This is a genomic window from Guyparkeria sp. SCN-R1, from assembly GCF_003932495.1.
In the GTDB taxonomy this organism is placed as follows: domain Bacteria; phylum Pseudomonadota; class Gammaproteobacteria; order Halothiobacillales; family Halothiobacillaceae; genus Guyparkeria.
Genome location: NZ_QZMT01000004.1, coordinates 1 through 24100, shown reverse-complemented (window position 1 = coordinate 24100; position 24100 = coordinate 1). Strand labels below are relative to the sequence as shown.

The window sequence follows — 24100 nt, the reverse complement described above, 5'->3', positions numbered from 1 at the left end:
CGCATGCGTGAGGCCTTCGAAATCGCCGGGCGGCGCATCGAACCGGGGCGGCGTGCCCTGGTCGATCTGGAAATGCCGCGCCTGAGTTCGCACACCGCGCTGTCCATGCCGGTGCACGTGATCCACGGCCGACGCGACGGTCCGACGTTGTTCGTCTGTGCGGCCATCCACGGCGACGAGCTCAACGGCGTGGAGATCATCCGTCGCGTGCTCAAGACCCGAACGCTGCAGCGCCTGCGCGGCACGCTCATCGCCGTGCCGGTGGTCAATGCCTACGGCTTGATCCACGAAAGCCGCTACCTGCCCGACCGGCGCGATCTCAATCGCTCCTTTCCGGGCTCGGACGAGGGCTCGCTGGCCGCTCGCCTGGCCAACCTGTTCCTCGAGGAGATCGTCAGCCGCTGCAGTCACGGCATCGACCTGCACACCGGGGCGATCCATCGCACGAACCTGCCGCAGATCCGCGGCAATCTCGATGACCCCGAGACCCTGCGGCTGGCGCGGGCCTTCGACGTGCCGGTGCTGCTCAATGCCTCCCTGCGCGACGGCTCGCTGCGTGCGGCCGCCGGGGAACGGGGCATCCCCACCCTGCTCTATGAAGCCGGCGAGGCGTTGCGCTTCGACGAGGTCTCCATCCGGGCGGGCACCCAGGGGGTGCTCAACGTCATGCGCGCGCTGGACATGCTGCCGCCCAACCGGCGCAAGACACCTCGGCCGGAGCCGTTTGTCTCGCGGCGCAGCCTCTGGGTACGAGCCCCGGAAAGCGGCATGCTCGGCACCGTCGTGCGACTGGGCGCACAGGTCTCTCGCGGCGACACGCTGGGTTACGTCGATGATGCCTACAGCGGTCGGCGCGAGTCGATCGTGTCACCCAGCGACGGCGTGGTGATCGGCCGGCTGGAACGCCCGTTGGTCCACGAGGGCGATGCCGTCTATCACATCGCCCGCTTCAAGGGCGACGTCAGCGAGGTCGCCGGCAAGGTCGAGGATTTCCAGGCCAACCACGCCGACGACGAGGACGCCTCGGAGGACTGAACCGCATGACGGATGACAAGGACGACACGACCGAACAACTGACCCGCCTAGGGTGGCGCGAATGGGTGGGGTTGCCCGATCTTGGCATCCGGCGGATCAAGGTGAAGGTCGATACCGGCGCGCGCACCTCCGCGCTGCATGCCTTTGCCGTCGAGCCATTTCGCCGTGACGGAGGCGACTGGGTCCGTATTGGCATCCACCCCATCCAGGGCGACAGCGACACCGTCGTGCACTGCGAGGCACCGTTGCTCGACCGCCGCCAGGTCTCCGACTCCGGCGGGCACCGGGAAAACCGCTACGTGATCGCCACGCGGCTGGTGATCGGCAAGAGCGAGCAGTCGATCGAGCTGACCCTGACGGACCGGGACACCATGCGCTTTCGCATGCTGCTCGGCCGCAAGGCGATGGAGGGACGCTTTCTGGTCGACCCGGCGGCGTCCTATCTCACCGGCAAGCCCAAGATCCCCCCAACTGCCCCACAGGGTTAACCCGCCGGCTCGATCGCCTTGCGCAACAGATCCGCCACGCGGATCACCCCAAGCAATCGTCGGTCGGCGTCGACTACCGGGATGTCCTCGACCCGCCGTTCCATGTGGTGGTGAAACACCTCGCTGATCCGCTCGTCCGGGCGCATGCACAGCACGTGCTCGTCCATGTGCTCGCGTACGGCCCCGGCGGTCACCCGTTCGACCAGTTGCCGCCGGCTGTGGGTCGGCCGCAGGTGCGCGAGCAGCAGGCCAGCGAGTCGACGGAACCCCAGGTGGCCGCAAACCCGCCCCTTCTCGTCGACCACGTAGATGTCGCGCACCTCGGGATGCTCGAGAAACAGGGCCGCCGCCTCCGGCAGTGACGCGTCGGGCGCCACGGTGACCGCCCGAGCGGGATGAGTTTCCAACCAGTTACTTGCCTTCATCGTCGTGCCCCCCGTCATGTCCGCCATTGGCCGCGTTGAGTTCGCCGGCCCGTCTCAGGCCGAACCGGGCGGCCAGCGCACCGATCGACTCGGTCAGCAGCGTGCTCGCCGTAATGATGTTGATTGCCAGGGTCGCCACCTCGGCAAAGCGTGGCTGCCCCTCGAGCATCAACGCCATGCCCACGGCCACGCCACCCTGCGGCAGCATGCCCAAGCCCACGTTGTTCGCGATCGCCGGCGGCGCTCCGCCCAGGCGTGCACCAATCCACGAGCCGATCACCTGCCCCGCGGCCCGAAGCACGAAGAACAGCAGGATCAGCCAGCCGTGCTCGACCGCCACGGACAGGTCGAAGTACAACCCGGCGAAGGTGAAGAACAGCACGAACACCATCTCCTCGAGTTGCTCGACCGGCTCGAACAGCCGTTCGGCATGCACCCCGCCAAACCAGCGCGCGGTGAACCCCAGCGTCATGGCCGCGAGCAGACCGGAGAAGTGCCACGCCTCGGCCAGCCCCACCAGCAGCACGATCGCGCCGATCAGGGCGACCAGGCGCAGTTCGTGTTCGTGCAGCAGGCGGCTGATCCGCTCGATCAGCCAGCCGCCGATTCCACCGATCACCAGCGCCGCGACGATCTCCCAGACCACCAGCGGCAGGGCCGACACCAGGCCGTCGGCGGCCAACAGGGCCAACGCCACGGAGAAGATCACCACGCCAAGGGCGTCGTCCATCGCGACCATGCCCAGCAAGGCCGTGGTCAGCGGTCCACGTGCACGATATTGATGGATGATCGCGACGATGGCGGCCGGGGCAGTGATGGTCGCCAGCGCGGCAAGCACCAGCGGGACGCCCCAGCCCGGCAGATCGGGCACGCTCACACCCATCCAGACAAAACCGGCGAACACCAGCAGGAACGCCCCGGCAACCTTGCCGACGGTCGCCGTGATGATCGACACGCCCAGGCGACGCAGCTGCCCGACAGTGGCCGCCCCGCCGATCAGGTAGGCGACGATGCCCAGCGCGATGGCCACCAGTGGCTGGGTCCAGCGCGCGGCATCCAGGCCAAGGTAGTCGCCCAGCAGGTCCGGTGAGAACAGCATCCCGATCAGGATGTAGCCGACCACCCTTGGGACGCCGAAGTAATGGCTCCCCAGGGTGCCGAAGGCCAAACCGGCCAGCAGCAGGACGCCGATCAGCAGTATTTCCACGCCATCTCCTTATCCATGGACCCGATTCGACACATCCGATCGGGAACCTCGTCGTCGTTGGACTATCCTAGGTACTGCCCGAATGAATCGGCAACGATGTGATCTTCGGCTCAAACCTCCGAGACCTGGCCGGTTCGCTCGGAGCGTCCGTAGGGAACAATGGAAGAGGTATCGGAAAATGATTCACACATTTCTCAAACGGCTTGCGATGCTGATTGCCATGGCAGGCTCGCTTACCCTGCTGGCCGGCTGCAACACGATGGAAGGCCTGGGCCAGGATACCCAGGAACTGGGCGAATCGATCGAAGGTGAGGCCGCCGAGCACGATTGACGCCCTCTGCCATCCGGGCGAACCAAGGCCACGCCCGACATGGTGTGGCTTTTTTTGATCGCGCCGCCCCCGGCGCGGCATTGCAGTACGCGGCGGCATCGATCGGACACTCGCCGACGATGGCCCACACAACGCACACGGAGACTCAGCCATGATCAAACGACTCCTCAGCATCGGCTTCCTCGCCGGCCTGCTGGCCCTGACCGCTGGTTGCAACACCATGGAAGGCCTCGGCGAAGACATCAGAAGCCTGGGCAGCGCCATCGAAGGCTCGGCGAACGAAAACAAGAACGAGGACTGATGGTCAGGGGGTGTTGCCGGCCCCCTGACCGGCGGGCCGCGACACAATCCGTGTCAACGCCTCGGTGAATGCCCCTGGCACCTCCTCCCACGGAAAGTGCACGCATCCCGTTAGCACCTCGACCCGCGCCAACGACAGGTTCGCCTGCAGGGAGTCCAGGCTCTCGGGCATCAACAGGTCGTCCCGACAGCCGATAACATCAATCGGGATGTCCCATTCCCGGATGGTCGCGTAGTCGACCGGGTCGGCCCGGTACGCCCGCCAGCCCTCGATGTTCAATCTCGGCGAGAAATCCGAGTCATCGAACTGCTCGGCATACCGCTGGCCCTGCGCGTAATCGCGAAAATAGCTCGGCAACGACCGCTCGATCTGATGACGGGCGGTCGCCGCCGAGTCATCCCCTCCCCCCATTGGTTGCTCCCAGGCCCGCTCGTCGTCCCAGCTCTCGCCCAATTCCCTCGACCGGCGCCGATCGATCTGCTCGGCGACATCGCGCATCGCGCGGCGCTCCGGGTCGACGGGATTGAGCAGCACCAGGCGATGTACCGCGTCGGGATGAGTACGCGTGTAGAGCAATGCCGTCAATGCGCCCCAGGAATGCCCCAGCAGCACCACCGGCCGCTCGTCGGTCACCGCCCGGCGCAGTGCCTCGATCTGTTCCACCCAGACATCCAGCAGGGCCTGCCCCGTCGGCAACTCCCCGCCGTTGGCATTCTCGCCCACCCCGATCATGTCCATGATGGCCGTTCGGTAGCCCAACTCGGCGAGCCGACGCTGCACCGGCTCGAGGTTCCAGCTGGAAAAGCCGGGCCCGCCGCCCAGCACGATCGCCACCGGCGCCCCTGCGTCCCCCATCAGGTGATACCGCACTTTCTGATCATCAAGCCAGACGGTCTGTGCCGGCGTGGAGTAGTCGGCATGAGCCGATGACAACGTGAGCAGGCAAACCAGTGCGATCGGAATCACCAGCGCATTGGCAACGCGGGCGACGCGCATCAGTCGAAACATGGACACAGCATGGATTCGGGCCTCGGAAAACGTTGCTCGAAGGATAGTCGATCCGACGGATCGGAGACTGCCACGAAATCACGGCGGTCGATCACCCTTCTTATGACGGGCCCCGTGCCTGAAGACACTCGTCTGGTCTTCTAGGCTAGACGCAGGTTTCACACGATCGCTTCTCAAGGAGGCAACCCATGACCGAGCAACTCAACGGTAAACGCGTCGCCCTGCTGGTTGCCGACGGCTTCGAGCAGGTCGAGCTGACCGAACCGAAGCGTGCGCTGGAACAAGCCGGCGCAACCGCCCACATCGTCTCGCCGGCCGACGGCCGGGTAAAAGGCTGGCAGCACACCGACTGGGGTGATGCCTTCGACGTCGACGTGCCGCTGGATTCGGCCAACGGGTCGGACTTCGATGCCCTGGTGCTGCCCGGCGGGGTGATGAATCCCGATGCGTTGCGCCAGAACGAGCAGGCCGTCGCCTTCGTCCGGAGCTTCTTCGATCAGCAAAAGCCGGTGGCCGCGATCTGTCATGGTGGTTGGACGCTGGCCGAGGCCGACGTGCTCCAGGGCCGGCGGGTGACCTCCTACCCCAGCATCCAGACCGACCTGAAGAATGCCGGGGCGGTCTGGGTTGACGAGGACGTGGTCGACGACAACGGCCTGATCACCAGTCGCAATCCCGATGACCTACCGGCTTTCAACGCCAAGTTGATCGAAACGATCGCCGCTGGCTGAGCCCTCGAACCCTTCGATCGCATCGGCCCAACCCAACGAAAGCCCGACATGGCGTCGGGCTTTCCTGCATCTACCCCCTGTCTTACGGTGCCGGCGATGCCAGTGCCTGCTTGACCGCCCGATAGGGCTTTTCCAGTGCTTCACGATCCTCCTGTTCGGCAAAGCTCAGCCAAGCGCCCCGCCGGATCATCTCCGCATGCTGCAAGATTGCCGCCCGATCGGCCGGTCGATGCGCAAAGGCCGTGATCAGCACGAGTGTTTCCATCAGCCGAATACTCACCGCCACGTTCGTTCGGCCGTGTTGCCGAATCTGATCAAAAGCCGCGTCGAGCATGGTCGGGAAACTGGGAGATGGAGCAATCACCCGCAACGTCCCCTCGCTGTCATGGCGATAAGGCGACGGCATTTCTCGAGTGGCCAGACGACATAGCGCCGAACCGAGGCGATCGACGCAAGCAATGGCGGTGAACGGATCGTTGATCCCCGGCGATAGTGCCCGCACGGCGATCTCCACCAGTTCATAGAGGGCAAACTCGATGTCCTGACCGGAGGTGCGCTGATTGCCGAGCGCAAAGGCCGCATTAACCTCTCGGGCAAGCTTGTCGCCCCGCTTGCCGGTGGGCCAGACCCTCAGCAGGGGCCCGCCTGCCACCACGTAATGGCCGGGATGGCACTCAAGACGAACGACCACATCGTCGCGCACGGCGAGGGCCATCAGGGCATCCGCATCGATGAATTGCAGATAGCCGTCGCCCGAGGAGCACACCGGCTCGGCCTCGCGATCGAAACGTCGCAAGAAGGCAGCGTCTGGCGCGGAGGCGGACTCCCCCGCCGGCCCCTGACCGATCGTTTCGGGAAACAAGCGCTCCAGGACATCGATCAGTTCATGACCGACTCGCGCGACAACCTGATTCGCCTGGATCGAGATGGCCACGTGATGGATGAAGTAGATCAACACCCCCAGGCTGATCACCGCCAGCAGCACGCCCAGGGTGACCGACAGGTGCGGCACGAACGCGTCTTCATCACCCCGGCGAATGGTGAGCACCACCAGCACGCAGTAGAGAAACGTGGCCACGAATGTCCCGAGCACGACCTGGGTCGGAGGATCGCGCATGAAGCTGCGCAGCAGACGTGGCCCCAGTTGCGACGAGGCCAGGGAGAGGACCACCAGGGTCATGGAGAACACGACGCCGGCGATCGTGGTCATTGAACCAGCGATAATGCTCAGCACCGCATTGGCCCCATCGGGGCCACCGGTGAACACCCAGCCAGAGGCCAGCCACCCCTCGCCCTTCGCGAGATGATCCGCCTGGATGGCAACCGCCGACAACACCACGGCCCCGAAGACCATGATCGCCGGGATGAACCAGAAACTGGTGCGCAAGGCATCCCAGTACTTGAACAACTGCACTTTCACGATGACGGCACCTCATCCTTTGCCGGCGCATTCCCGGAACGCCCCGACCAGAAGGCCAGGCCGGTCGACGCGCGCCCGGACATCGATCGCCCTTGATCGCGCTGCGTCCACCTTGTTATAGCATCTGCGGATCGACGAGCTGCCATGCCCGTCACAGCCAGGCCCTTGCTAAGGTGTGCCCAGCGACTTTTCCAGGAGCAACCGCATGACCAACCCCAGCAACGATCCGCGCCGCCGTCATTCCGCCCCCGTGGTCGATGGCATCAACAAGTCCGCCAGCCGGGCGATGCTGCGCGCGGTGGGCTTCACCGACGCCGACTTCAAAAAGCCGCAGGTCGGCATCGCCTCGACCTGGAGCCAGGTCACCCCCTGCAACGCCCACATCGACAAGTTAGCCGACGCCGCTCGCACCGGGGCGGATTCCGCCGGCGGCAAGGGCGTGATCTTCAACACCATCACCATCTCCGACGGCATCGCCAACGGCACCGAGGGCATGAAGTACTCGCTGGTCTCGCGCGAGGTGATCGCCGACTCGATCGAGACGGTCGCCGGCTGCGAAGGGTTCGACGGGCTGGTGGCGATCGGCGGCTGCGACAAGAACATGCCCGGCTGCCTGATCGGCATGACGCGCCTCAATCGACCGTCCGTGTTCGTCTACGGCGGCACCATCCTGCCGGGCAAGTGCCACACCGACATCGTCTCGGTTTTCGAGGCCGTCGGCGCCTACACCCAGGGTGAGATCGACCTGCCGCGCCTGGAGGACATCGAGAAGACCGCCATCCCCGGCCCCGGCTCCTGTGGCGGCATGTACACGGCCAACACCATGGCCTCGGCGATCGAGGCACTCGGCATGAGCCTGCCGGGCAGTTCGGCGCAGAACGCGGTCTCCGAGGAGAAGCGCGCCGACAGCGAGGCGGCCGGCGCGGCGGTGCTCGATCTGCTGGCGCGTGACATCAAGCCGCGCGACATCATGACCCGGAAGGCCTTCGAGAACGCCATCACGGTAACGATCGCCCTGGGCGGCTCGACCAACGCCGTACTGCACCTGCTGGCGATGGCGAACGTGGTCGACGTGCCGCTCACGCTGGATGATTTCACCGAGATCGGCCGGCGCGTTCCGGTGCTCGCCGACCTGCGCCCCTCCGGGCACTACATGATGAGCGAGCTGGTCGAGATCGGTGGCATCCAGCCGATGATGAAGATGCTGCTCGATGCCGGGCTGTTGCACGGCGACTGCCTGACCGTCACCGGTCGGACGCTCGCGGAAAATCTGGCCGATGTCACGCCCTACCCCGACGATCAGCAGATCATCGCGCCGCTAGATCAGCCGCGGAAGGCCGACAGCCACTTGCGCGTGCTCAAGGGCAATCTCGCCCCCGAGGGCGCGGTGGCCAAGATCACCGGCAAGGAAGGCACGCGCTTTTCCGGCACCGCGCGGGTGTTCGGCTCCGAGGAGGAAGCCCAGGCGCGCATTCTCGACGGCACCGTCGGCGCCGGCGACGTGGTGGTCATCCGCTACGAAGGCCCGCGCGGCGGACCGGGCATGCGCGAGATGCTCTCGCCCACCTCGGCGATCATGGGCCGCGGGCTCGGCAAGGAGGTCGCCCTGATCACCGACGGGCGCTTCTCCGGCGGCAGCCACGGCTTCGTCGTCGGCCACATCACCCCCGAGGCCTTCGACGGCGGCCCGATCGCGCTGGTCGAGGACGGCGACACCATCACCATCGATGCGGTGGCCGACACCATCGAGGTGCACGTAGACAGCGACGAACTCGAACGCCGCCACGCCAACTGGCAACGCCCCAAGCCCCGCTACCCGCGCGGCGTGCTGGCCAAATACGCGAAGACCGTGAGTTCGGCCTCCACCGGCGCGGTCACCGACCTGCCCGATTGAATCGAACAAGGAGAAACACCATGAGCCTGACCGTCTACCTGTCCGGCGAGATCCACACCCCAGGAACCTCGGGGTGGATCGAACGGCCTCTCTGCGCACCTTGAGCCGGGCAGATGCAAGGCGACCGTCCGCCGCGGAAGGGTGATTCCCTTTCCAAGGACGGCAACGCAGCAGATGGCCGGCTAAAGGTGCGCCCGAAGGGGCCTTGCGAGTGCCCCGCCTTCTTCGTTGCCATGTCTCGCCGTGCCCCCCCGGCACGCCATCGACATGGACGCCTTGAAGGCGGACCACTCGCAAGGCCAGAGAGGCCGTTCGATCCACCCCGAGGTTCCTTACGCGCGAACAGATCGAGCAGGGCGCACACGATGCCGGTCTGGATATCACCTTCACCCGCCCGGTCACCGATCACGCCGCCAGCGATGCCGCCGGCGACCTGCTCGGTGACGAGTCCAAGCAGTTCTGGCGCGACCACAAGTCCGCCAAGGTCAACGCGATTCGCATCAAGACCCTGATCGAACAGGCCGACGTCGTCGTGGTGCGCTTCGGCGACAAGTACAAGCAATGGAACGCCGCCTTCGACGCCGGTTACACCGCGGCGCTGGGTACGCCTTACATCACTCTGCACGACGAGGAGATCGTCCACCCGCTCAAGGAAGTCGACGCCGCCGCCATGGCCTGGGCGACCACCCCCGAACAGGTGGTCGGCATTCTCAAGCACGTGATGCGCGACTGACAGTCCCGCCCTCGGGCTGTGCTAACAGCAAAAAGAAACCCCGCACGAGGCGGGGCAACGAGGAGCAAGTAAGAAATCACCAAGTGAGAGCGGTGCGGCCGGGCGCTTCGAGGAAGCCCGCTTCCGCTCATGGCCGGCAAACCGATCGGCAAGCCGTCGACCGGGCCAGCCACATGACCACTGTGCCGCTGCGATGTGACATGGATGTGTACAGGGAGCTACCGGCGCAGGCTTCAGCGCTCCGTGGCCGTCCACCCGATGGCATCGATCAATGTCGCTCCAAGCTCATGCAGCGACCGCTGAGCGGGAGGCCTCGAAAGCCCCGGCTCGGTCCGCCACACGAGGTAATCGGTGGAGCGACCCGGGTAACCGTGGCGCGCGTAGACAGCCGGCAGGATCGGGGGGTGATCACCGAACCAGCACAAGGCACCCGGCCGCTCGTCACCCTTGAGGGCAGCGGCAAGACGCCCCAGCATTCGATCCGCATTCGCCAGGTGACGCAGGTAGATGGTCGCATCGGGGTCGGTGCTTGCCTGCCCGCGAACGAAGTAGTCCTCCGACTCGCCGGGGCGCGGGGTTTCCAGGTGCAGCGGGCCATGATTCTCCATGGTGATCACGAACACGAACACCGGCTGATCCGACTTACCCAAACGCCCGATCACCCAGTCGGCGAGGGCTTCATCGTCGACGTACGGACTCTCACCCCGGGCGTGGGCAAAGTGCGAGATATCGACAAACTCGTCGAACCCAAGCAACGGCATGACCTGCTCCCGGCGATAGAACCCCCCATGGTAGGGGTGCACACACACTGTCCGATATCCCGCCTCGCGAAAAGCGGATGCCAGCGTCGCGTCCAGAAATCCGGACTGCACGAATCGATAGGGACTGAACTGTCGATGACCGAGCTCGCCGCCCGCCACACCGGAAAGAAATGCGAACTCGCTGCGAATCGTGTTGGCACCAAACGCCGGCACATCAAGTTTGCCGGAAAGGCCTTCCCGAGCGAGGCGGTCGAAATGCGTCAACACATCCGGCCGAATCCCGGGAAGGCGATACCTGGGGTCAAAGAAGGACTCGCTCTGCACCGCGACGACGTTTGGTAGGCCCGGTTTCGGCGAAGGAGACAGGCGCCTGCGCCGCCATGGCATGGAGGGCTCAGGGCACGCTTGCCGGGCCGCTGCCTGAAACGCCAGGTGCGCGATCAGCCCATACCGGCGATGGTCGATGCCGGGGCGAAACGTGAGCTCCGCCGCCCCGCGACGGGCCGACAGCCCCACGACCACCGCCCCGGCGGCAAACAAGCCGGTGGCAACCGTGATTGCATCAACACTGCGCGCCCAGGCCGGCTCCAACCACCAGCCGGCAACGACGACGCCGATCGACACGACGATGATTGCCACCCCCTTGGCTCCGCCGAGGAACGGCAGGAACAGGCGGGGATGGCGAACGGCGTCCAGAAAATAGTCGTAATCGTCGAACAGGAACGGTTCTCTGAGCACCCGCTCCTTCGCGTTGTTGACCATCACCAGGGCGAACCAGAGCGCCCAGCCGATGCCCAGCGCGAAGACGGGCCGGGCCAGCACGATCACCAATAGCGAGAACAGGGCCGTCCAGACCCCGGCGTGGGTCACAACCGCCGCTGTTTGCCGGCGACTGGGAGGAAGCGCTCGAGGACGCTGAAACGACTCGATCATCAACGCCCCGATAAATCCAACCACCCCCAGGGCGGGGATACCGAGGGCTGTGATCACGATGTGCCGTCCATCATGTCACCGCGACCGCCACGAGCTATTCGCCCAAAGCCGGCCATTGATTGACATGACGCCCGAAGGCAAGAAAGTGCGGATTGAGCACCTCGGACGTGTCGGCGTAACAGAGCACGTCGCCAGACGACTCAATCACCTGGCCCCCAGCCGCCTCCACCACGGCCTGGGCCGCACCGGTGTCCCAGAGGCTGGTCGGCCCCAGACGGGGGTAGACGTCGGCCGCCCCCTCCGCGACGAGGCAAAGCTTCAGCGAACTGCCCATGGGAACCATTTCGTGCTCGCCAAGCTCGGCCAGCCAGTCGGCCATCTTCGGACTGGCGTGGGAGCGACTGCCCACCACGCGCCACGGCCCGTCGTGCTCGCCGGCCACCGTGATCGGCCGCGTCCCGTCGCCATCCACACGCCAGGCGCCTTCCTCCGGCCAGCCGATGTAGGTCCGGTCCAGGTCCGGGGCGTGGACCACGCCCAGTATCGGCCGGCCGCTCTCAATCAGCGCGACGTTGACCGTGAACTCGCCGTTCTTCTTGATGAACTCCTTGGTGCCGTCCAGCGGGTCGACCAGCCAGTAGCGGCCCGCGGCGTCCGCCCCCGGGAATCCCTCCACATCCTCTTCCGAGAGGATGGGGATGCCCCCGAGCAGCGGCACGAGCCGCTCGCTGATCAGGTCGTGTGCCGTCTGGTCGGCCTCCGTCAGCGGGCTCTTGTCGGCCTTCTCCTCGACCGAAAAGTCCCGCGCGTAGATCGTCATGATGGCCCGCCCCGCCTCCTCGGCGATGGCGACCACTTCGTCCAGTAATGCCTGGTTGATTGTCATCATGTCACCTCGCTTCAAGCTGCCGGAATCATGCCGCGCTCGGCGAGCAGCACGAGGATTCGGTCCGCCGCCTCGTCAGCCGAGAGTTCGGCGGCCTTGATGTGCAGATCGGGGTTTTCCGGCGCCTCGTAGGCCGAGTCGATACCGGTGAAGTTCTTCAATTCGCCGCGACGGGCCTTCTTGTACAGACCCTTGACGTCACGCTCTTCGGCCACCTCGAGCGGCGTGTCGACGAAGATCTCGATGAACTCGCCTTCCTCAAGCATGCCGCGCGCCATCTCGCGCTCGGAGCGGAACGGCGAGATAAACGAGGTCAACACGATCAGGCCGGCGTCGGCCATCAGCTTGGCCACCTCGGCCACTCGACGGATGTTCTCCACCCGGTCGGCGTCGGTGAAGCCCAGATCCCGGTTGAGACCGTGGCGAACGTTGTCACCATCCAGCATGTAGGTGTGCTGTCCGGCCGCGGCGAGCTTCTTCTCGAGCGCGTTGGCGATGGTCGACTTGCCCGCCCCGGACAGCCCGGTGAACCAGAGCACGCCCGGCTGCTGCGCCTTGAGTTCGGCCCGGCGCGCCTTGTCGACGTCGACATGCTGACGGTGGATGTTCTGGCTGCGACGCAGCGCGAAGTGGAGCATCCCGGCACCGACGGTGTTGTTGTTCATCCGGTCGATGAGGATGAAGCCGCCGGTATCCTGGTTCTCGGTGTACGGGTCGAAGGCGATCGGACGGTTGATCGACAGGGTGCACACGCCGATGCCGTTGAGCCCCAGCTGCTTCGCGGCGGTGTGCTCGAGCGTGTTGACGTTCACCTCGTACTTGATGTCGGTGACCGTCGCGCTGACCGTCTGGGTGCCGATCTTCATCAGATACGGACGGCCCGAATAAAGCGGCTCGTCATGCATCCACACCAGCGAGGTCTCGAACTGGTCGGCCACCTGCGGCGGGGCGTCGGTCGTCGAGATGACATCACCACGAGAGATATCGATCTCATCCTCGGTGGTAAGCGTGATTGACTGACCGGCCACCGCCTGATCGAGGTCACCATCGAAGGTGACGAGACGTTCGACCCGGCTGGTCTGGCCAGAGGGCAAGACGCGGATCTCATCGCCGGGACGGATCACGCCGCTGCCGATCGTGCCGGAAAAGCCACGGAAATCGAGGTTGGGCCGGTTGACCCACTGGACCGGCAGCCGGAACGGCTTGCGCTGGAGCCGATCGTCATCCACCTCGACCGTCTCGAGAAAGCCCATCAGAGTGGTGCCGTGATACCACGGCATCCGATCGCTGTGATCGACGATGTTGTCACCCTTGAGCGCGGACATCGGAATGAAGGTGACTTCGTCGATCCCGATCTCGTCGGCAAACGCGCGGTAGTCGGCCACGATTCGATCGAAGACCTGCTGCGAGTAGTCCACCAGGTCCATCTTGTTGATCGCGACCACGACGTGGCGGATGCCGATCAGGTGCATCAGGAAGCTGTGCCGGCGTGTCTGGGTCAGCACGCCCTGCCGGGCGTCGACCATCAGGATCGCCGCATCGGCGGTCGATGCACCGGTGACCATGTTGCGCGTGTACTGCTCGTGGCCCGGGGTGTCGGCGACGATGAACTTGCGCTTGTCGGTGGAGAAAAACCGGTACGCCACGTCGATGGTGATGCCCTGCTCCCGCTCGGCCGCCAGGCCGTCGACCAGCAGGGCAAAGTCCATGTCGCCACCCTGGGTGCCGTACTTCTTCGAGTCGGCCTCCATGGCGGCGAGCTGGTCCTCGAACAGCAGCTTCGATTCGAACAGCAGCCGCCCGATCAGCGTACTCTTGCCGTCATCCACGCTGCCGCAGGTGATGAACCGCAGCAGCCCCTTGTTCTCGTGTGATTTCAGGTATCCCTCGATATCCGAGGCGATCAAGTCCGATGCGTGTGCCATATGCCAAAAACCTTTTCTTTATCTGATCGTGAGCGCCAATCCGGGCCGTCGGGGCCCTGGAGGTCGAAGTCGCTTTAGAAGTAGCCTTCCTGCTTTTTCTTCTCCATCGAGGCGGCCGAATCGTGATCAATCACGCGGCCCTGGCGCTCGGAGGTGTTGGTCAGGAGCATCTCCTGGATGATGTCGGTGAGCGTGTCCGCCTCGGACTCGATCGCCCCGGTCAGCGGGTAGCAGCCGAGCGTGCGGAAGCGGACCTTCTTCATCATCGGCACCTCGCCCTCGTTGAGCGGCATGCGATCGTCGTCGACCATGATCAGCGTGCCGTCACGCTCGACCACCGGACGCTCCGCGGAGTAGTACAGCGGCACGATCGGGATGTTCTCGAGGTAGATGTACTGCCAGATGTCCAGCTCGGTCCAGTTCGACAGCGGGAACACCCGAATCGACTCGCCCTTGTGCTTGCGGGCGTTGTAGAGCTTCCACAGCTCGGGGCGCTGACCCTTCGGGTCCCAGCGGTGCTGCGCGGTGCGGAACGAGAACACCCGCTCCTTGGCACGGGACTTCTCCTCGTCGCGGCGTGCCCCGCCGAAGGCGGCGTCGAAGCCGTACTTGTCGAGTGCTTGCTTGAGCCCTTCCGTCTTCGTGATCTCGGTGTGCAGCGCCGAGCCGTGCGTGAAGGGATTGATGTCCTTTTCGATCGCTTCCGGGTTGACGTGGACCAGCAGGTCCATGCCCACTTCTTCGGCCATCCGGTCGCGGAATTCGTACATCGCCCGGAATTTCCAGCGCGTGTCGATGTGCATCAGCGGGAACGGCGGCGGGCCCGGCGCGAATGCCTTGCGGGCCAGGTGCAGCATCACTGCCGAGTCCTTGCCGATCGAGTACAGCATGACCGGGTTCTCGGTCTCGGCCACCACCTCACGCATGATGTGAATGCTCTCGGCTTCGAGCCGTTGCAGGTGTGTCAGTGTCGTCATGGTGTCATTCAACCTTTTCGCCTTGCTTATCAATTCGTTGTGCTGACGAGCCGACGTCGGCCCGCCTGCCCTGAGTCCGACGCAAAGCCGGCCTCGTCGATTGTTTCGCGCCTCACGCAGAACCGGCGTTTTCCTCAACCCGTCGCGGCACTGGCGCCACACGGCCCATTGGGGCTTTCGCTCGGGTCATCGCGCCTCTCTCGCCCTTCGGATCGCCAACGGTGGACGGCCAACGAGACCGGGAAGTTCAACCGCGAGCACAACGGGGATCTCCCTGCGGCCCATCGCCGTGCCACCCGCCTTTCCGGGCGACCGACAAAACGGGGGCTCACCCCCGCCATCGCGGCGCTCACCCCTCCCAGCCGCAAAGGCGGCACCTCGGGGCGTGCAGAGTTCGACAGGACGCGGCAGAAAAAGTTTTATACTTTTTTAATCTGTATCACGTTGTTTTTATTAATTTATAATGACATCCATACACAAGAAGTGTCCGAATTTATTCGACAGTGTATTGAACCAGCCCCTAGAATCACAATCCATATCCTCACGCTTTAACCACGTGACACCGTCACCCCAACCGGCCGAGGAAATCCGATCATGAGCGCCTGGCTCGTACTTCTCGCCATCGCCGCCCTACTGGCCGTACTCGCCAGCGGCCGCGCCTCACCGGCAGCGGCCTTTGCCTTCACCGCCGTCGCCTTTGTGCTGACCGGACTGGTCGCACCCGCCGAGATGCTCACCAACTTCACCAACCCGGCGCTGGCCACACTGACCCTGCTACTGCTCGTCTCCCTGGCGCTCGAGCGCTCCCTTTTCCTCGACAGCATTGCCGAACGCCTGGTCTCCGGTGGGGAAGGCCTGGCGCGTTTCAAGCTGATTGGCACCACGGCCCTGCTTTCCGCATTTCTCAACAACACCGCGGTGGTCGGCACGTTCCTCGGCGCGATCTCCCGGCAGAAGCGCATCACCCCGTCGCGCCTGTTGATCCCGCTCTCCTACGCCTCGATTCTCGGCGGCGTCACCACGCTCATCGGCACGTCGACCAACCTTGTCGTCAGCTCCTTCGCGGTCAATGCCGGCCTCCCCGAACTGACGATGTTCCAGTTCAGCCTGGTCGGTGTGCCGGTGGCCCTGCTCGGGCTGGCCGTGCTGTGGTGGCAGGCCCGCAGCCTGCCGCACAACGAGCGAGAAGGCGGCGGTGAAGCGATGTCCTACTTCCTCGCCGCCGAGGTCCGTCCTGACTCTCCCCTGATTGGAAACAGCATCGAGGCCAATGGCCTGCGCCAGCTCGAAGGTCTTTATCTGTTGGAAATCGAACGCCAAGGGCGCCTGATCACGCCGGTCGGCCCCGACGAAGTGCTCGCCGCCGGCGATGTGCTGGTCTTTACTGGTGAAGTCGACAAGGTTCAGGCCCTGCAACGATTCCCCGGCCTACAGTTGTTCGGCCATCGCGCCGACGACCTGCTGGCCACCAACCTGGTCGAGGTAGTCGTTTCCAACCAGTCGGAGCTGGCCAACCGCACACTCCAGGAAGTGGATTTCCGCAGCATGTTCAACGCGGGCGTCGTCGGCATTCGTCGGGGGAACGAACGGATTCGCGGTCAACTCGGACGGGTGCCGCTGAGGGTGGGCGATTGCCTGCTTCTGGCTACCGGCGCGGACTTCCGGCAGCACCGCAACATCGATCGCAACTTCCATGTGCTGAGCGGCAGCTTTCAGCGCCCGCGACTCGGGGCAAAACAGAGCGGATTCGCACTCGGCGGTTTTTTCGCGGTCGTGGCGGCCGCCGCCGCGGGCTGGCTTTCGCTGTTCGAGGGGCTCTTGCTGCTGCTGGGTGCCCTGCTGGTCAGCCGCATTCTCACGGTCGGAGAGCTAAGGCGGCGCTTCCCCTTCGAGATCGTGGTGATCATCGGTTCGGCACTGACGCTGGCCGAGGGATTGGAAAACGCGGGTGGTGCCGCCTTGATCGCGGATCTCATGCAAGCGACATTCAATGGGCATGGGGTCTTCGCCGCGTTTGTCGGCGCCTACCTGCTGACGGTGGTCCTGACCGAGACCGTCACCAACAACGCGGCCGCTGCCCTGGTATTCCCGGTCGCCTACGCCACAGCCCAAGGGTTCGGCGTGGATCCGATGCCCTTCGTGATGGCCGTGGCATTCGGGGCAAGCGCCTGCTTTCTGATTCCGTTCGGCTACCAGACCCACCTGATGGTGTATTCATCCGGACGTTACCGAATGGGCGATTACCTCCGCACCGGTCTGCCACTCACCCTGGTGTACTCGGCGGCCGTCATCATCCTGATCCCGCTGGCGTTCCCTTTCTAGGAAGACGTTGCGCGGGGCATTAACAGCGACCAACACGGCCGGCCATGCCGGTCAGGGCGCGCGATAACCCAGCCGACGCAATAGCGTCAGTGCCCAATCGACCGGCATCAGTCCAAGCCAGCGCGTCCCCAGCGACAACCAGAACGGGAAGGCGATCCGGCCTCGGTTTCGCGACAGACCGCGACGAATCCGCCGCGCCGCCTGCTCGGGAGAAACAAGAAACGGCTTGGGGCCGGGCATGGCATCGCACATCGGTGAACGCACGTACCCGGGCATGATGACGCTCACGCGGACACCCCGAGGGGCGAGCGCCCCGCGCATGGCCTCACCATAGGCCTTGACCGCCGCCTTGCTGGCCGAATAGGCCGGCGTCGGTGGCAGCCCCATGTCGGCAGCCAGCGAGCTCACCAGGGCAATCTGCCCGTTTCCCCGCGCGAGCATGGCCCGTGCCACGCGGTCGAAAAGCCGCTGGGTCATCATCATGTTGAGGGTCAACAGGGCTTCCGCCTCGCCAGCCGCCTCGATGGCCTCGCCGGGGGGCGCGTGCACGTTCATGCCAGCATTCAGCACGACAAGGTCCGGTGTCATGTCGGCAAGGTGACGCTCGATGAATGCCAATGCCGACGCACGCTCAAGCAGATCGACACCCTCGACGATCACCTCGCTGCCCGCCCGCCGGCACGACTTTGCCACTTGTTCGAGCGCGTCGAGATTGCGCCCCTGCAGGACCAGGGTTCGTCCCGGCTCGGCATACGCTTGCGCCAGCGCTGCACCAATGGCGCCACTGGCCCCGGTAATCAGGACACGACAGGGGTCAACCGACGGCATCAAGCAACTCCTCAAGCACCGAACGCTCGGCCTCCAGACGCGGAACCGCGTTCTCCACGGCCCAGGCAATGCCTTCACGGCAGTAAAACCCGCCCGGGACCTGCGCGGCATGACGAACCACCCGCTCGAAGGCGGCAAACAACCGGCTGTCCGGCGGTTGCGGGTCTGACCAGAAGTGACGCATGCCGGCCTGGTGCGTCAGCCCCGGCAGTCGGTAGATCGACTCCCCGAGGGCGATCGTCGGGCAACCCAGACCGAGCGAAACCAACCCGACGGTGCTATTGACGGTCACCACCCCGCGGGAGGCCTTGATCAACTCCTCCAGCGGCCCGCTTTCGAGAAACACCACCCGGTCGCGGATGCCCAACTCGTCGGCTATTCGTCGCGCCTGCCGTTCGTGGGATGCCACGCCGGGATCGAGCGGGTGATTCTTGATCACGAGCCAGTGGGACGGGTCCGCCTGCTCGGCGAACGACCGCATCACCGAGCACAACACCCCGCTCATGCCATCAAACGGCGAGTGATTCCGGATCTGGGCATCGCCGTCGAGTTGCAGCGGCAGAAGAAAGAACGTCCGCCCACCACCGAGCAGGGTTTGCACCGCCGCCTTGTCCTGCCGACGGCGCACGAGCAGGCGCGCAAACCGCCACAGGTAGGCGCTGTATTCCAGCGGGGCGTTGTAGATCTGATGGTTACGGTAATGCGGATACAGCACCGGATTGAGCAACCCGGCCACGTGATACCGCACATCGTGATACGCCCGAGCGCGGAACACCTTCGTCATCTGGCACCCCGTGGGCTCGTCCGGGCACAGCGCGGCGGCCTTGAGGTACCAGTCCGGATCCCGCGGCAGACGTGAATGCCGGTTCACCCCAAACCGCTCCAGGGTGATGCGATTGGGGCGGAAATACCCTTCCTCGAAGACGTGAACCCGCAAACCGGCGGCCTCGGCACGGTCGATCACCGGCCGGTGTATCGACCGGCAATCGCCGAACAGCACCAGATCGGTCACGCCATGGCGGGTCATCACGTCATCGGCGAAATCCGGCAAGGCCGCAAGCCGTCCACGGAAAGCCACCCCGCCATGCGACCAGTAAAGCTGGTCGCCCGGGTTGAAGAAAATGCGCGTCACCGTGTGCCCGCGGGCCTTGAGGGCCCTGCCAAGCACATCGAAAAACGGCGACGCGGAACCCTGCAGGAACAAGAACGACGACATGGCGGTCCCGTGTCGGGAAGAGCAAAGGCTGGCTTTGTTCTCTCGGTAGGTTTGTTTCATTCGACGCCCACGCGGACTACCGCAGGCACGTACACACGCACCAGGGGCCACATGAACCGTCTACAGAATGCTGGTTTGACACCGCAGGATCGAACCGTTCATTGAACCAGGCCCAGAGTGTCTGGACCCTCACCCGATGGCATCGACCACCGGTACCGTGGCTTGGTGCCCGTGAACGATCGGGTGGGCTTTGACCCCTTGCCGCTGGACGGCTCTCGCCTCAGCGGCCGGTGCCGAGGAATCCCCATTTCAGGCTCGAGGCGACTTCATCGGCCCAGGAGGTGACGCAGGCGCGCGGCGAACCCCATCGGCGGGCAATTCGTCTCCAGCCACTGCCGGATGAATGCGCCCTTGGGACGGATACGGGCGGCCAACTTCATGTAGGAGGCGGCCCCCGCAGGATCCCGCGTCTCCCGCTCCACGGCCGCGTCGCGCAAACGCACGGCACACTCGTCGAACCCTTTGAACCGGTTGGCCTTTTCACCCAGGGCGTCGGACAGATTCAGTGCGCGAGAAACCAGTGTCAGTTGCTTCGCAGACAGGTCCATGCGCCGCCCGGCCTGACGATCATCGTTCTTGCCCAATGGAGCGAAAAGGGTCTCCCGATCCGGGAACCACCGTTCGCGCAATGCCCCATTGATCTCGTCAAACCGGCTCTGAAGCGCACGTGCCTCTTCCGTCGGCAAGGTGGCCCCTTTGCCGGCAAACACCCGCACCACCTCACGGCGCAACATCTGCAGGTCCTCGGCGAGGCGGCCCTCATCCCCGGCTCGATGCGCCAACTGGTTAAGCCCGCGCAAGAGCGCCTGGCCCATGGGCGTGAGCGACTCGTTCAGTCGCGGGCGCACCGGGCGCGACAACGCGGCCCTATCGATGGACAACAGCGAAAGGAAATCCTCGATCACCCCGTCGCCCTGACGGGTTGGTCGAATAAAGAGCCGGGGGCACAGCGTCTCTTCACCGAACACGTCGCCCCATAGCTCGAGCACTTGGCGGTAGTTGAAGTAATGATTCCCCGGCCGGCACATTTTCCCGGCCGCCTCGAGCAACGTCCGCGTGCCCCCGTTCTTGAGCTCCGTCGAATAGAACGAGTCCATCACGTCGACCTGGCGGCGCAGATAGCAAACTACCCGGAATTCGGAACCCCACGGGCTCAACAAATCCGCAAGCCGCTTGAGTTCCTCGGGACGCCTGAGACGGGAATGCAAGTGCTCGCTGGAAACCACCACGGTATGTATGTGCGCAGGGAGACCCTCGAGCTGTGCACGCCATTCGGCCAGGGTTTTCTCGCGAAACACCCGGCGAGCGTTCTCCCCGTCCACACCGAGAAACCGCAGATAGTCGTCCGGCAGGTTTTCATCAAGCACGGCAGCCGTCAGCCCGCGTGCCTCGGCCCGCCCCGGCGTCGACAGGTAGGCGACGCCATGTCTGGCCAGCGTCTCCCGATTCGCGTGGAGCAACGCTTGCAAGGACGTCGTGCCTGTTTTTTCCGTTCCGATGTGAAGAACGATACGGCGCTCCGGTCTCATTGCCGTGAGAGCCTCTCCAGCACGTGGGCGACCAGGGCTTCTGCCTGTTCTGGTTGAGCCGACTCCGCGTAACAACGCAATTCAGGCGCATTCCCCGACGGACGCAAGTGAACGATATCCCCGTTGGCCAGGACGGCACGCAGCCCATCGGTATCGTCGATGCGAGAAACGGCGGCTTCCAGGCCCAGGGCTTGCTGCATGGCCGTCAGGTCTTCACGCCACTCGGCCAGCAGTGCCCGGCTGCGTTCCGTGGGAAACTCCTTGAGACGATCGCTGGCGGTATAGCGTGCAGGCAGCCCATCCACCAAGGCGGAAAGCGGCCCGCCCTGGCGTGCGGCGGCCACCATCAACGTCAGGGCCGGCAACAGCGCATCGCGGGTCGGTAACGGGTCCAGTCGGCGATCACCCTCCTCGACCGGGGTGCCAAGAAGAAAACCGCCGTTTGCCTCGAAGCCGGCGACCCGGGCATGTTTCCCGGCCAACTCTTCCATGCCCGCCAGGACGTAGGGCGACCCGATGCGGGTGCGCAGTACTTCATCAAACGCACCACTGGCTTCAATGGCGGTATTGCAACTGACCGGCACGGCCAGTGCCTGTATGCCCAGCTCACGTGCGCACAGCAGCCCGGTGATATCACCGCGCAGCCATTCACCTCGTTCGTCGGCCAGCAGCGGGCGGTCACCGTCGCCGTCGGTCGTCAACAGCGCGTCCAGCCGGTGCTCGGTCGCCCACTGGCGGGCGCGAGTACGGTCCTCGTTGCTGACGGCCTCGGTATCCACCGGGACGAACTCCTCGCTCCGGCCCAGGGCAATCACCTCCGCACCCAGCCCCTCAAGCACCTCCTGGCTCAGGTCACGTCCAGCCGCGGAGTGCTGATAGAGCCCAATGCGCCGGCCCGCCAACGGCTGGCCCGCAAACCACTCGGTATACCGGGAGAAATAGCGCCGATTGGCGGCATCGTTGACCGGTTCGCGCTTGCTCGTGCCAAGCGCCGGCAACTCGGCCGACACCGTCATGATCGCCTGTTCATCCGCCTTGGATATCTCTCCTTCCGGGCGATAGAACTTGATGCCGTTGCGATCGAACGGGATATGACTGCCGGTGATCATGATGGCCGGCATCCCATCGGCCATGGCCTGCAACGCCAACGCCGGGGTGGGCAGCACCCCGTAATCGACCACGTCCACCCCCAGGGCCCGGGCAGCTGTAGTGCACGCCGCCGCCATCGCCGGGCTGCTCGGGCGCCGATCCATGCCGATCGCTACGCGATTAATATCGCCCTGCTCGCGCATCACGACAAGAAACGCAGTCGTGAAAGCTGCACACACCTCGTCGGTGAACTGTTCGACCAGACCGCGCGCACCGCTGGTGCCGAACTCGATCTGACTCTTCCCGAGAATCGCCTGAACATTAGATTCGTCGTGCAAAATACAACTCCCAGATAACGATAGTTTTAATAAATAACAGCGACCTGAATCGACAAGTGACGTCCCGTCACCCTCCGCAAACGGCTACCCGCGGCCGAATTCGGCCAGGTTCTCGTGCGTGGTGATCTGTTTGGACGCAACCCACTCTTCCCATCCAGACACTTCGGTCCAGCCGCTCAGGAAAACGAAGTCGAAACCAGCGGCGCTGGCCGCTTCGTGGTCATATTTACTGTCACCCAGGAACAGCGCCGGCTGCCGAATCACCTGCGTGTCGAGTTCGCGCGCGAGAATCTCGTCCTTGGTGTCCGGGCTGCCGAAAATCCCGCCATCGAACAGCTCTGACAAGCCGCGATCGGCAAATACGTCACGCAGCTCGTTCTGATCACCACCGGACACGATCAGCCAGCGGGCGTCGGGGGTCTTTTCGCGCAGCGCACGCAGACCAGGCGCAACCTCGCAACGCATCAGTTCCTGGCGAACTTCGCTGGCGTAGTTTTCCAGCAGGCCATCCAGATCGGGGCCGGCAGAGTGGGCCGCGTGTCGCGGGGCGATCTCCTCGAGGAAGTAGGCAAACTTCGTGTAGCGAGATATCCCGCCATTGGCCCGGTGGTAGTCGACCATCGCCTTGGCAGCCGCCTCGCCGTAGGGCAACGTTGCCTGATAAAACGCGTCGGTCTTGCAGCGATTGGAGTTCAACACGACGCCATCGCAGTCGAACACCAACGTTCGGTAGGTTGAATACGACATCGAATTACTCAAAAGTAGCCCCACTGACCCAGATCCAGGTCGAGCATCTTGGAGAAATTCTGATTGGAACGACGGTAGTGATCCTGGATCAGCTTTTCCGTCTTGGGAGAAAGCGTCAGTTTCCCGGGGACAAATTCCTCTTTTTCCTTGACCCACAGACCCCAGGACCGTTCCCCGGATGACTTCTTGTTTACCCGCTTATTCGGATCGACCCCCTCACCCAACTCCAGAATCCCGGTGAACTCTCGCATCCGGTTGAGGTTGTCAGGCGTCATGAACTCCTCGTAGGGGAGTGCCAGCACTCGGCGGCGCCCGACACTCTGGCAAAGCCTTTTATAGAGCAGGTCATACTTGATCACGTGGTCACCGTGCTGATACGGGTTGTTGACCATCTGCTCGATGCGCTCGTCGAAGTCCTTTTGACTTGCGGCGTTCAACGGCCTGCTCATTTCGCTGTACATCGACGCAAGCCACTCAGGCTGTCGTCGGAAGAAGAACAGCACCTGAAGGTCCATGCCGAATTCCGCCAGCACGTCGCCGATGGCGTCGAGATGGCGAAGAAAGGCATCCGGCTCGACCCCAGCCACGCCTCGATCCACGTTGTTCTTGAAGATCTTCGCTCGATACAGGTTCTCGGCCGTGTAAAGGCTTTTGCCAACGAAAAGCTGCTTGAGAATCTCTCGCCCGCCTTTGGTATCCCAAAACAGGGGCGAGCTATGCATGAAGTGACTTTGAAACTCGCGCTCTTGCTTGTGCGGGGTGATGTGCATCCCGGCGCACACCCCCGTCTCGCGGAAAACCGCCTTCTGCAAGAAAGTCGTACCGGTTTTCCACAACCCCATATGGAGAGTTACTTTCTTCGGGTATACGGATTTAATGGTTGATGGGGCACCTTCACCCCATCAATCTGATACCA

General features: G+C 64.2%; 22 protein-coding genes. 8 read left to right on the top strand and 14 right to left on the bottom strand.

Annotated features, from left to right (window positions below; all coding sequences use genetic code 11):
• Positions 1-3 precede the first annotated feature (3 nt).
• Together D5687_RS03030 and D5687_RS03025 are read left to right on the top strand one after the other, a co-directional pair.
• Positions 4-1035, top strand: a complete 1032-nt coding sequence (locus D5687_RS03030; RefSeq protein ID WP_125198298.1) for a succinylglutamate desuccinylase/aspartoacylase family protein — start codon at positions 4-6, stop codon at positions 1033-1035.
• A gap of 5 nt (positions 1036-1040) precedes the next feature.
• Complete coding sequence (locus D5687_RS03025) at positions 1041-1523, top strand: ATP-dependent zinc protease (RefSeq protein ID WP_125198297.1); 483 nt, start codon at positions 1041-1043, stop codon at positions 1521-1523.
• Here the strand turns inward: D5687_RS03025 and D5687_RS03020 are convergent.
• Together D5687_RS03020 and D5687_RS03015 are read right to left on the bottom strand one after the other, a co-directional pair.
• Entirely contained in the window at positions 1520-1948 is a 429-nt protein-coding gene (locus D5687_RS03020; protein ID WP_158611723.1) for a CBS domain-containing protein, read from the bottom strand. The two genes, D5687_RS03025 and D5687_RS03020, sit on opposite strands and share 4 nt — an antisense overlap.
• A complete protein-coding gene (locus D5687_RS03015; protein ID WP_125198295.1) occupies positions 1935-3155 on the bottom strand; it encodes a cation:proton antiporter in 1221 nt (406 codons plus the stop codon). Before D5687_RS03015 ends, D5687_RS03020 begins: the two co-directional genes overlap by 14 nt.
• 178 nt (positions 3156-3333) lie before the next feature.
• Here D5687_RS03015 and D5687_RS03010 point away from each other — a divergent pair, with 178 nt between their 5' ends.
• A complete protein-coding gene (locus D5687_RS03010) occupies positions 3334-3486 on the top strand; it encodes an entericidin A/B family lipoprotein (RefSeq protein WP_204742117.1) in 153 nt (50 codons plus the stop codon).
• Positions 3487-3637: 151 nt separating this feature from the next.
• On the top strand, positions 3638-3787 hold the full coding sequence (locus D5687_RS03005) for an entericidin A/B family lipoprotein (RefSeq protein WP_125198294.1): 150 nt from the start codon (positions 3638-3640) through the stop codon (positions 3785-3787).
• A gap of 3 nt (positions 3788-3790) precedes the next feature.
• Here D5687_RS03005 and D5687_RS03000 read toward each other — a convergent pair whose 3' ends face one another.
• Complete coding sequence (locus tag D5687_RS03000) at positions 3791-4795, bottom strand: alpha/beta fold hydrolase (RefSeq protein ID WP_240031412.1); 1005 nt, start codon at positions 4793-4795, stop codon at positions 3791-3793.
• 188 nt (positions 4796-4983) lie between these two features.
• Between D5687_RS03000 and D5687_RS02995 the strand changes: the two genes are divergently transcribed.
• Positions 4984-5526: a type 1 glutamine amidotransferase domain-containing protein gene (locus D5687_RS02995; RefSeq protein ID WP_125198292.1), complete on the top strand. Its 543-nt coding sequence runs from the start codon at positions 4984-4986 to the stop codon at positions 5524-5526.
• 82 nt (positions 5527-5608) lie between these two features.
• Here D5687_RS02995 and D5687_RS02990 read toward each other — a convergent pair whose 3' ends face one another.
• Entirely contained in the window at positions 5609-6946 is a 1338-nt protein-coding gene (locus tag D5687_RS02990) for a DUF2254 domain-containing protein (RefSeq protein WP_125198291.1), read from the bottom strand.
• Positions 6947-7151: 205 nt separating this feature from the next.
• On the opposite strand from D5687_RS02990, the gene ilvD reads away from it, so the two are divergent.
• Both ilvD and D5687_RS02980 read left to right on the top strand, forming a co-directional pair.
• The gene (gene ilvD, locus D5687_RS02985; RefSeq protein WP_125198290.1) at positions 7152-8840 is read left to right on the top strand and encodes a dihydroxy-acid dehydratase; all 1689 of its coding nucleotides are present in this window, start codon (positions 7152-7154) and stop codon (positions 8838-8840) included.
• Between the two features lie 346 nt (positions 8841-9186).
• Positions 9187-9573, top strand: coding sequence for a YtoQ family protein (locus D5687_RS02980; protein ID WP_125198289.1), 387 nt, complete (start codon positions 9187-9189; stop codon positions 9571-9573).
• Positions 9574-9806: 233 nt separating this feature from the next.
• Here D5687_RS02980 and D5687_RS02975 read toward each other — a convergent pair whose 3' ends face one another.
• From D5687_RS02975 to cysD, 4 genes are all read right to left on the bottom strand, one after another.
• Positions 9807-11324, bottom strand: a complete 1518-nt coding sequence (locus D5687_RS02975) for an LTA synthase family protein (RefSeq protein ID WP_125198288.1) — start codon at positions 11322-11324, stop codon at positions 9807-9809.
• A 37-nt stretch (positions 11325-11361) separates the two neighbouring features.
• Entirely contained in the window at positions 11362-12156 is a 795-nt protein-coding gene (gene cysQ / locus D5687_RS02970; protein WP_125198287.1) for a 3'(2'),5'-bisphosphate nucleotidase CysQ, read from the bottom strand.
• An 11-nt stretch (positions 12157-12167) separates the two neighbouring features.
• A complete protein-coding gene (gene cysN, locus D5687_RS02965; protein WP_125198286.1) occupies positions 12168-14078 on the bottom strand; it encodes a sulfate adenylyltransferase subunit CysN in 1911 nt (636 codons plus the stop codon).
• A 74-nt stretch (positions 14079-14152) separates the two neighbouring features.
• Positions 14153-15067, bottom strand: coding sequence for a sulfate adenylyltransferase subunit CysD (cysD, locus tag D5687_RS02960; protein ID WP_255410293.1), 915 nt, complete (start codon positions 15065-15067; stop codon positions 14153-14155).
• Positions 15068-15649: 582 nt separating this feature from the next.
• Here cysD and D5687_RS02955 point away from each other — a divergent pair.
• On the top strand, positions 15650-17377 hold the full coding sequence (locus tag D5687_RS02955) for an SLC13 family permease (protein WP_125198284.1): 1728 nt from the start codon (positions 15650-15652) through the stop codon (positions 17375-17377).
• Between the two features lie 51 nt (positions 17378-17428).
• On the opposite strand, the gene D5687_RS02950 is transcribed toward D5687_RS02955, so the two are convergent.
• The 6 genes from D5687_RS02950 to D5687_RS02925 form a co-directional block, all read right to left on the bottom strand.
• Entirely contained in the window at positions 17429-18205 is a 777-nt protein-coding gene (locus D5687_RS02950; RefSeq protein ID WP_125198283.1) for an SDR family oxidoreductase, read from the bottom strand.
• Positions 18192-19421: a capsule biosynthesis protein gene (locus tag D5687_RS02945; RefSeq protein WP_125198282.1), complete on the bottom strand. Its 1230-nt coding sequence runs from the start codon at positions 19419-19421 to the stop codon at positions 18192-18194. Before D5687_RS02945 ends, D5687_RS02950 begins: the two co-directional genes overlap by 14 nt.
• Before the next feature lie 326 nt (positions 19422-19747).
• On the bottom strand, positions 19748-20950 hold the full coding sequence (locus tag D5687_RS02940; protein ID WP_125198281.1) for a hypothetical protein: 1203 nt from the start codon (positions 20948-20950) through the stop codon (positions 19748-19750).
• Between the two features lie 56 nt (positions 20951-21006).
• Positions 21007-22437, bottom strand: coding sequence for a phosphomannomutase (locus D5687_RS02935; protein ID WP_125198280.1), 1431 nt, complete (start codon positions 22435-22437; stop codon positions 21007-21009).
• An 84-nt stretch (positions 22438-22521) separates the two neighbouring features.
• A complete protein-coding gene (locus tag D5687_RS02930) occupies positions 22522-23184 on the bottom strand; it encodes an HAD family hydrolase (protein ID WP_125198279.1) in 663 nt (220 codons plus the stop codon).
• 8 nt (positions 23185-23192) lie between these two features.
• Positions 23193-23996 carry a hypothetical protein gene (locus D5687_RS02925; RefSeq protein ID WP_125198278.1) on the bottom strand — a complete coding sequence of 268 codons (804 nt, stop codon included), beginning with the start codon at positions 23994-23996 and terminating at the stop codon, positions 23193-23195.
• Between the last annotated feature and the right edge of the window lie 104 nt (positions 23997-24100).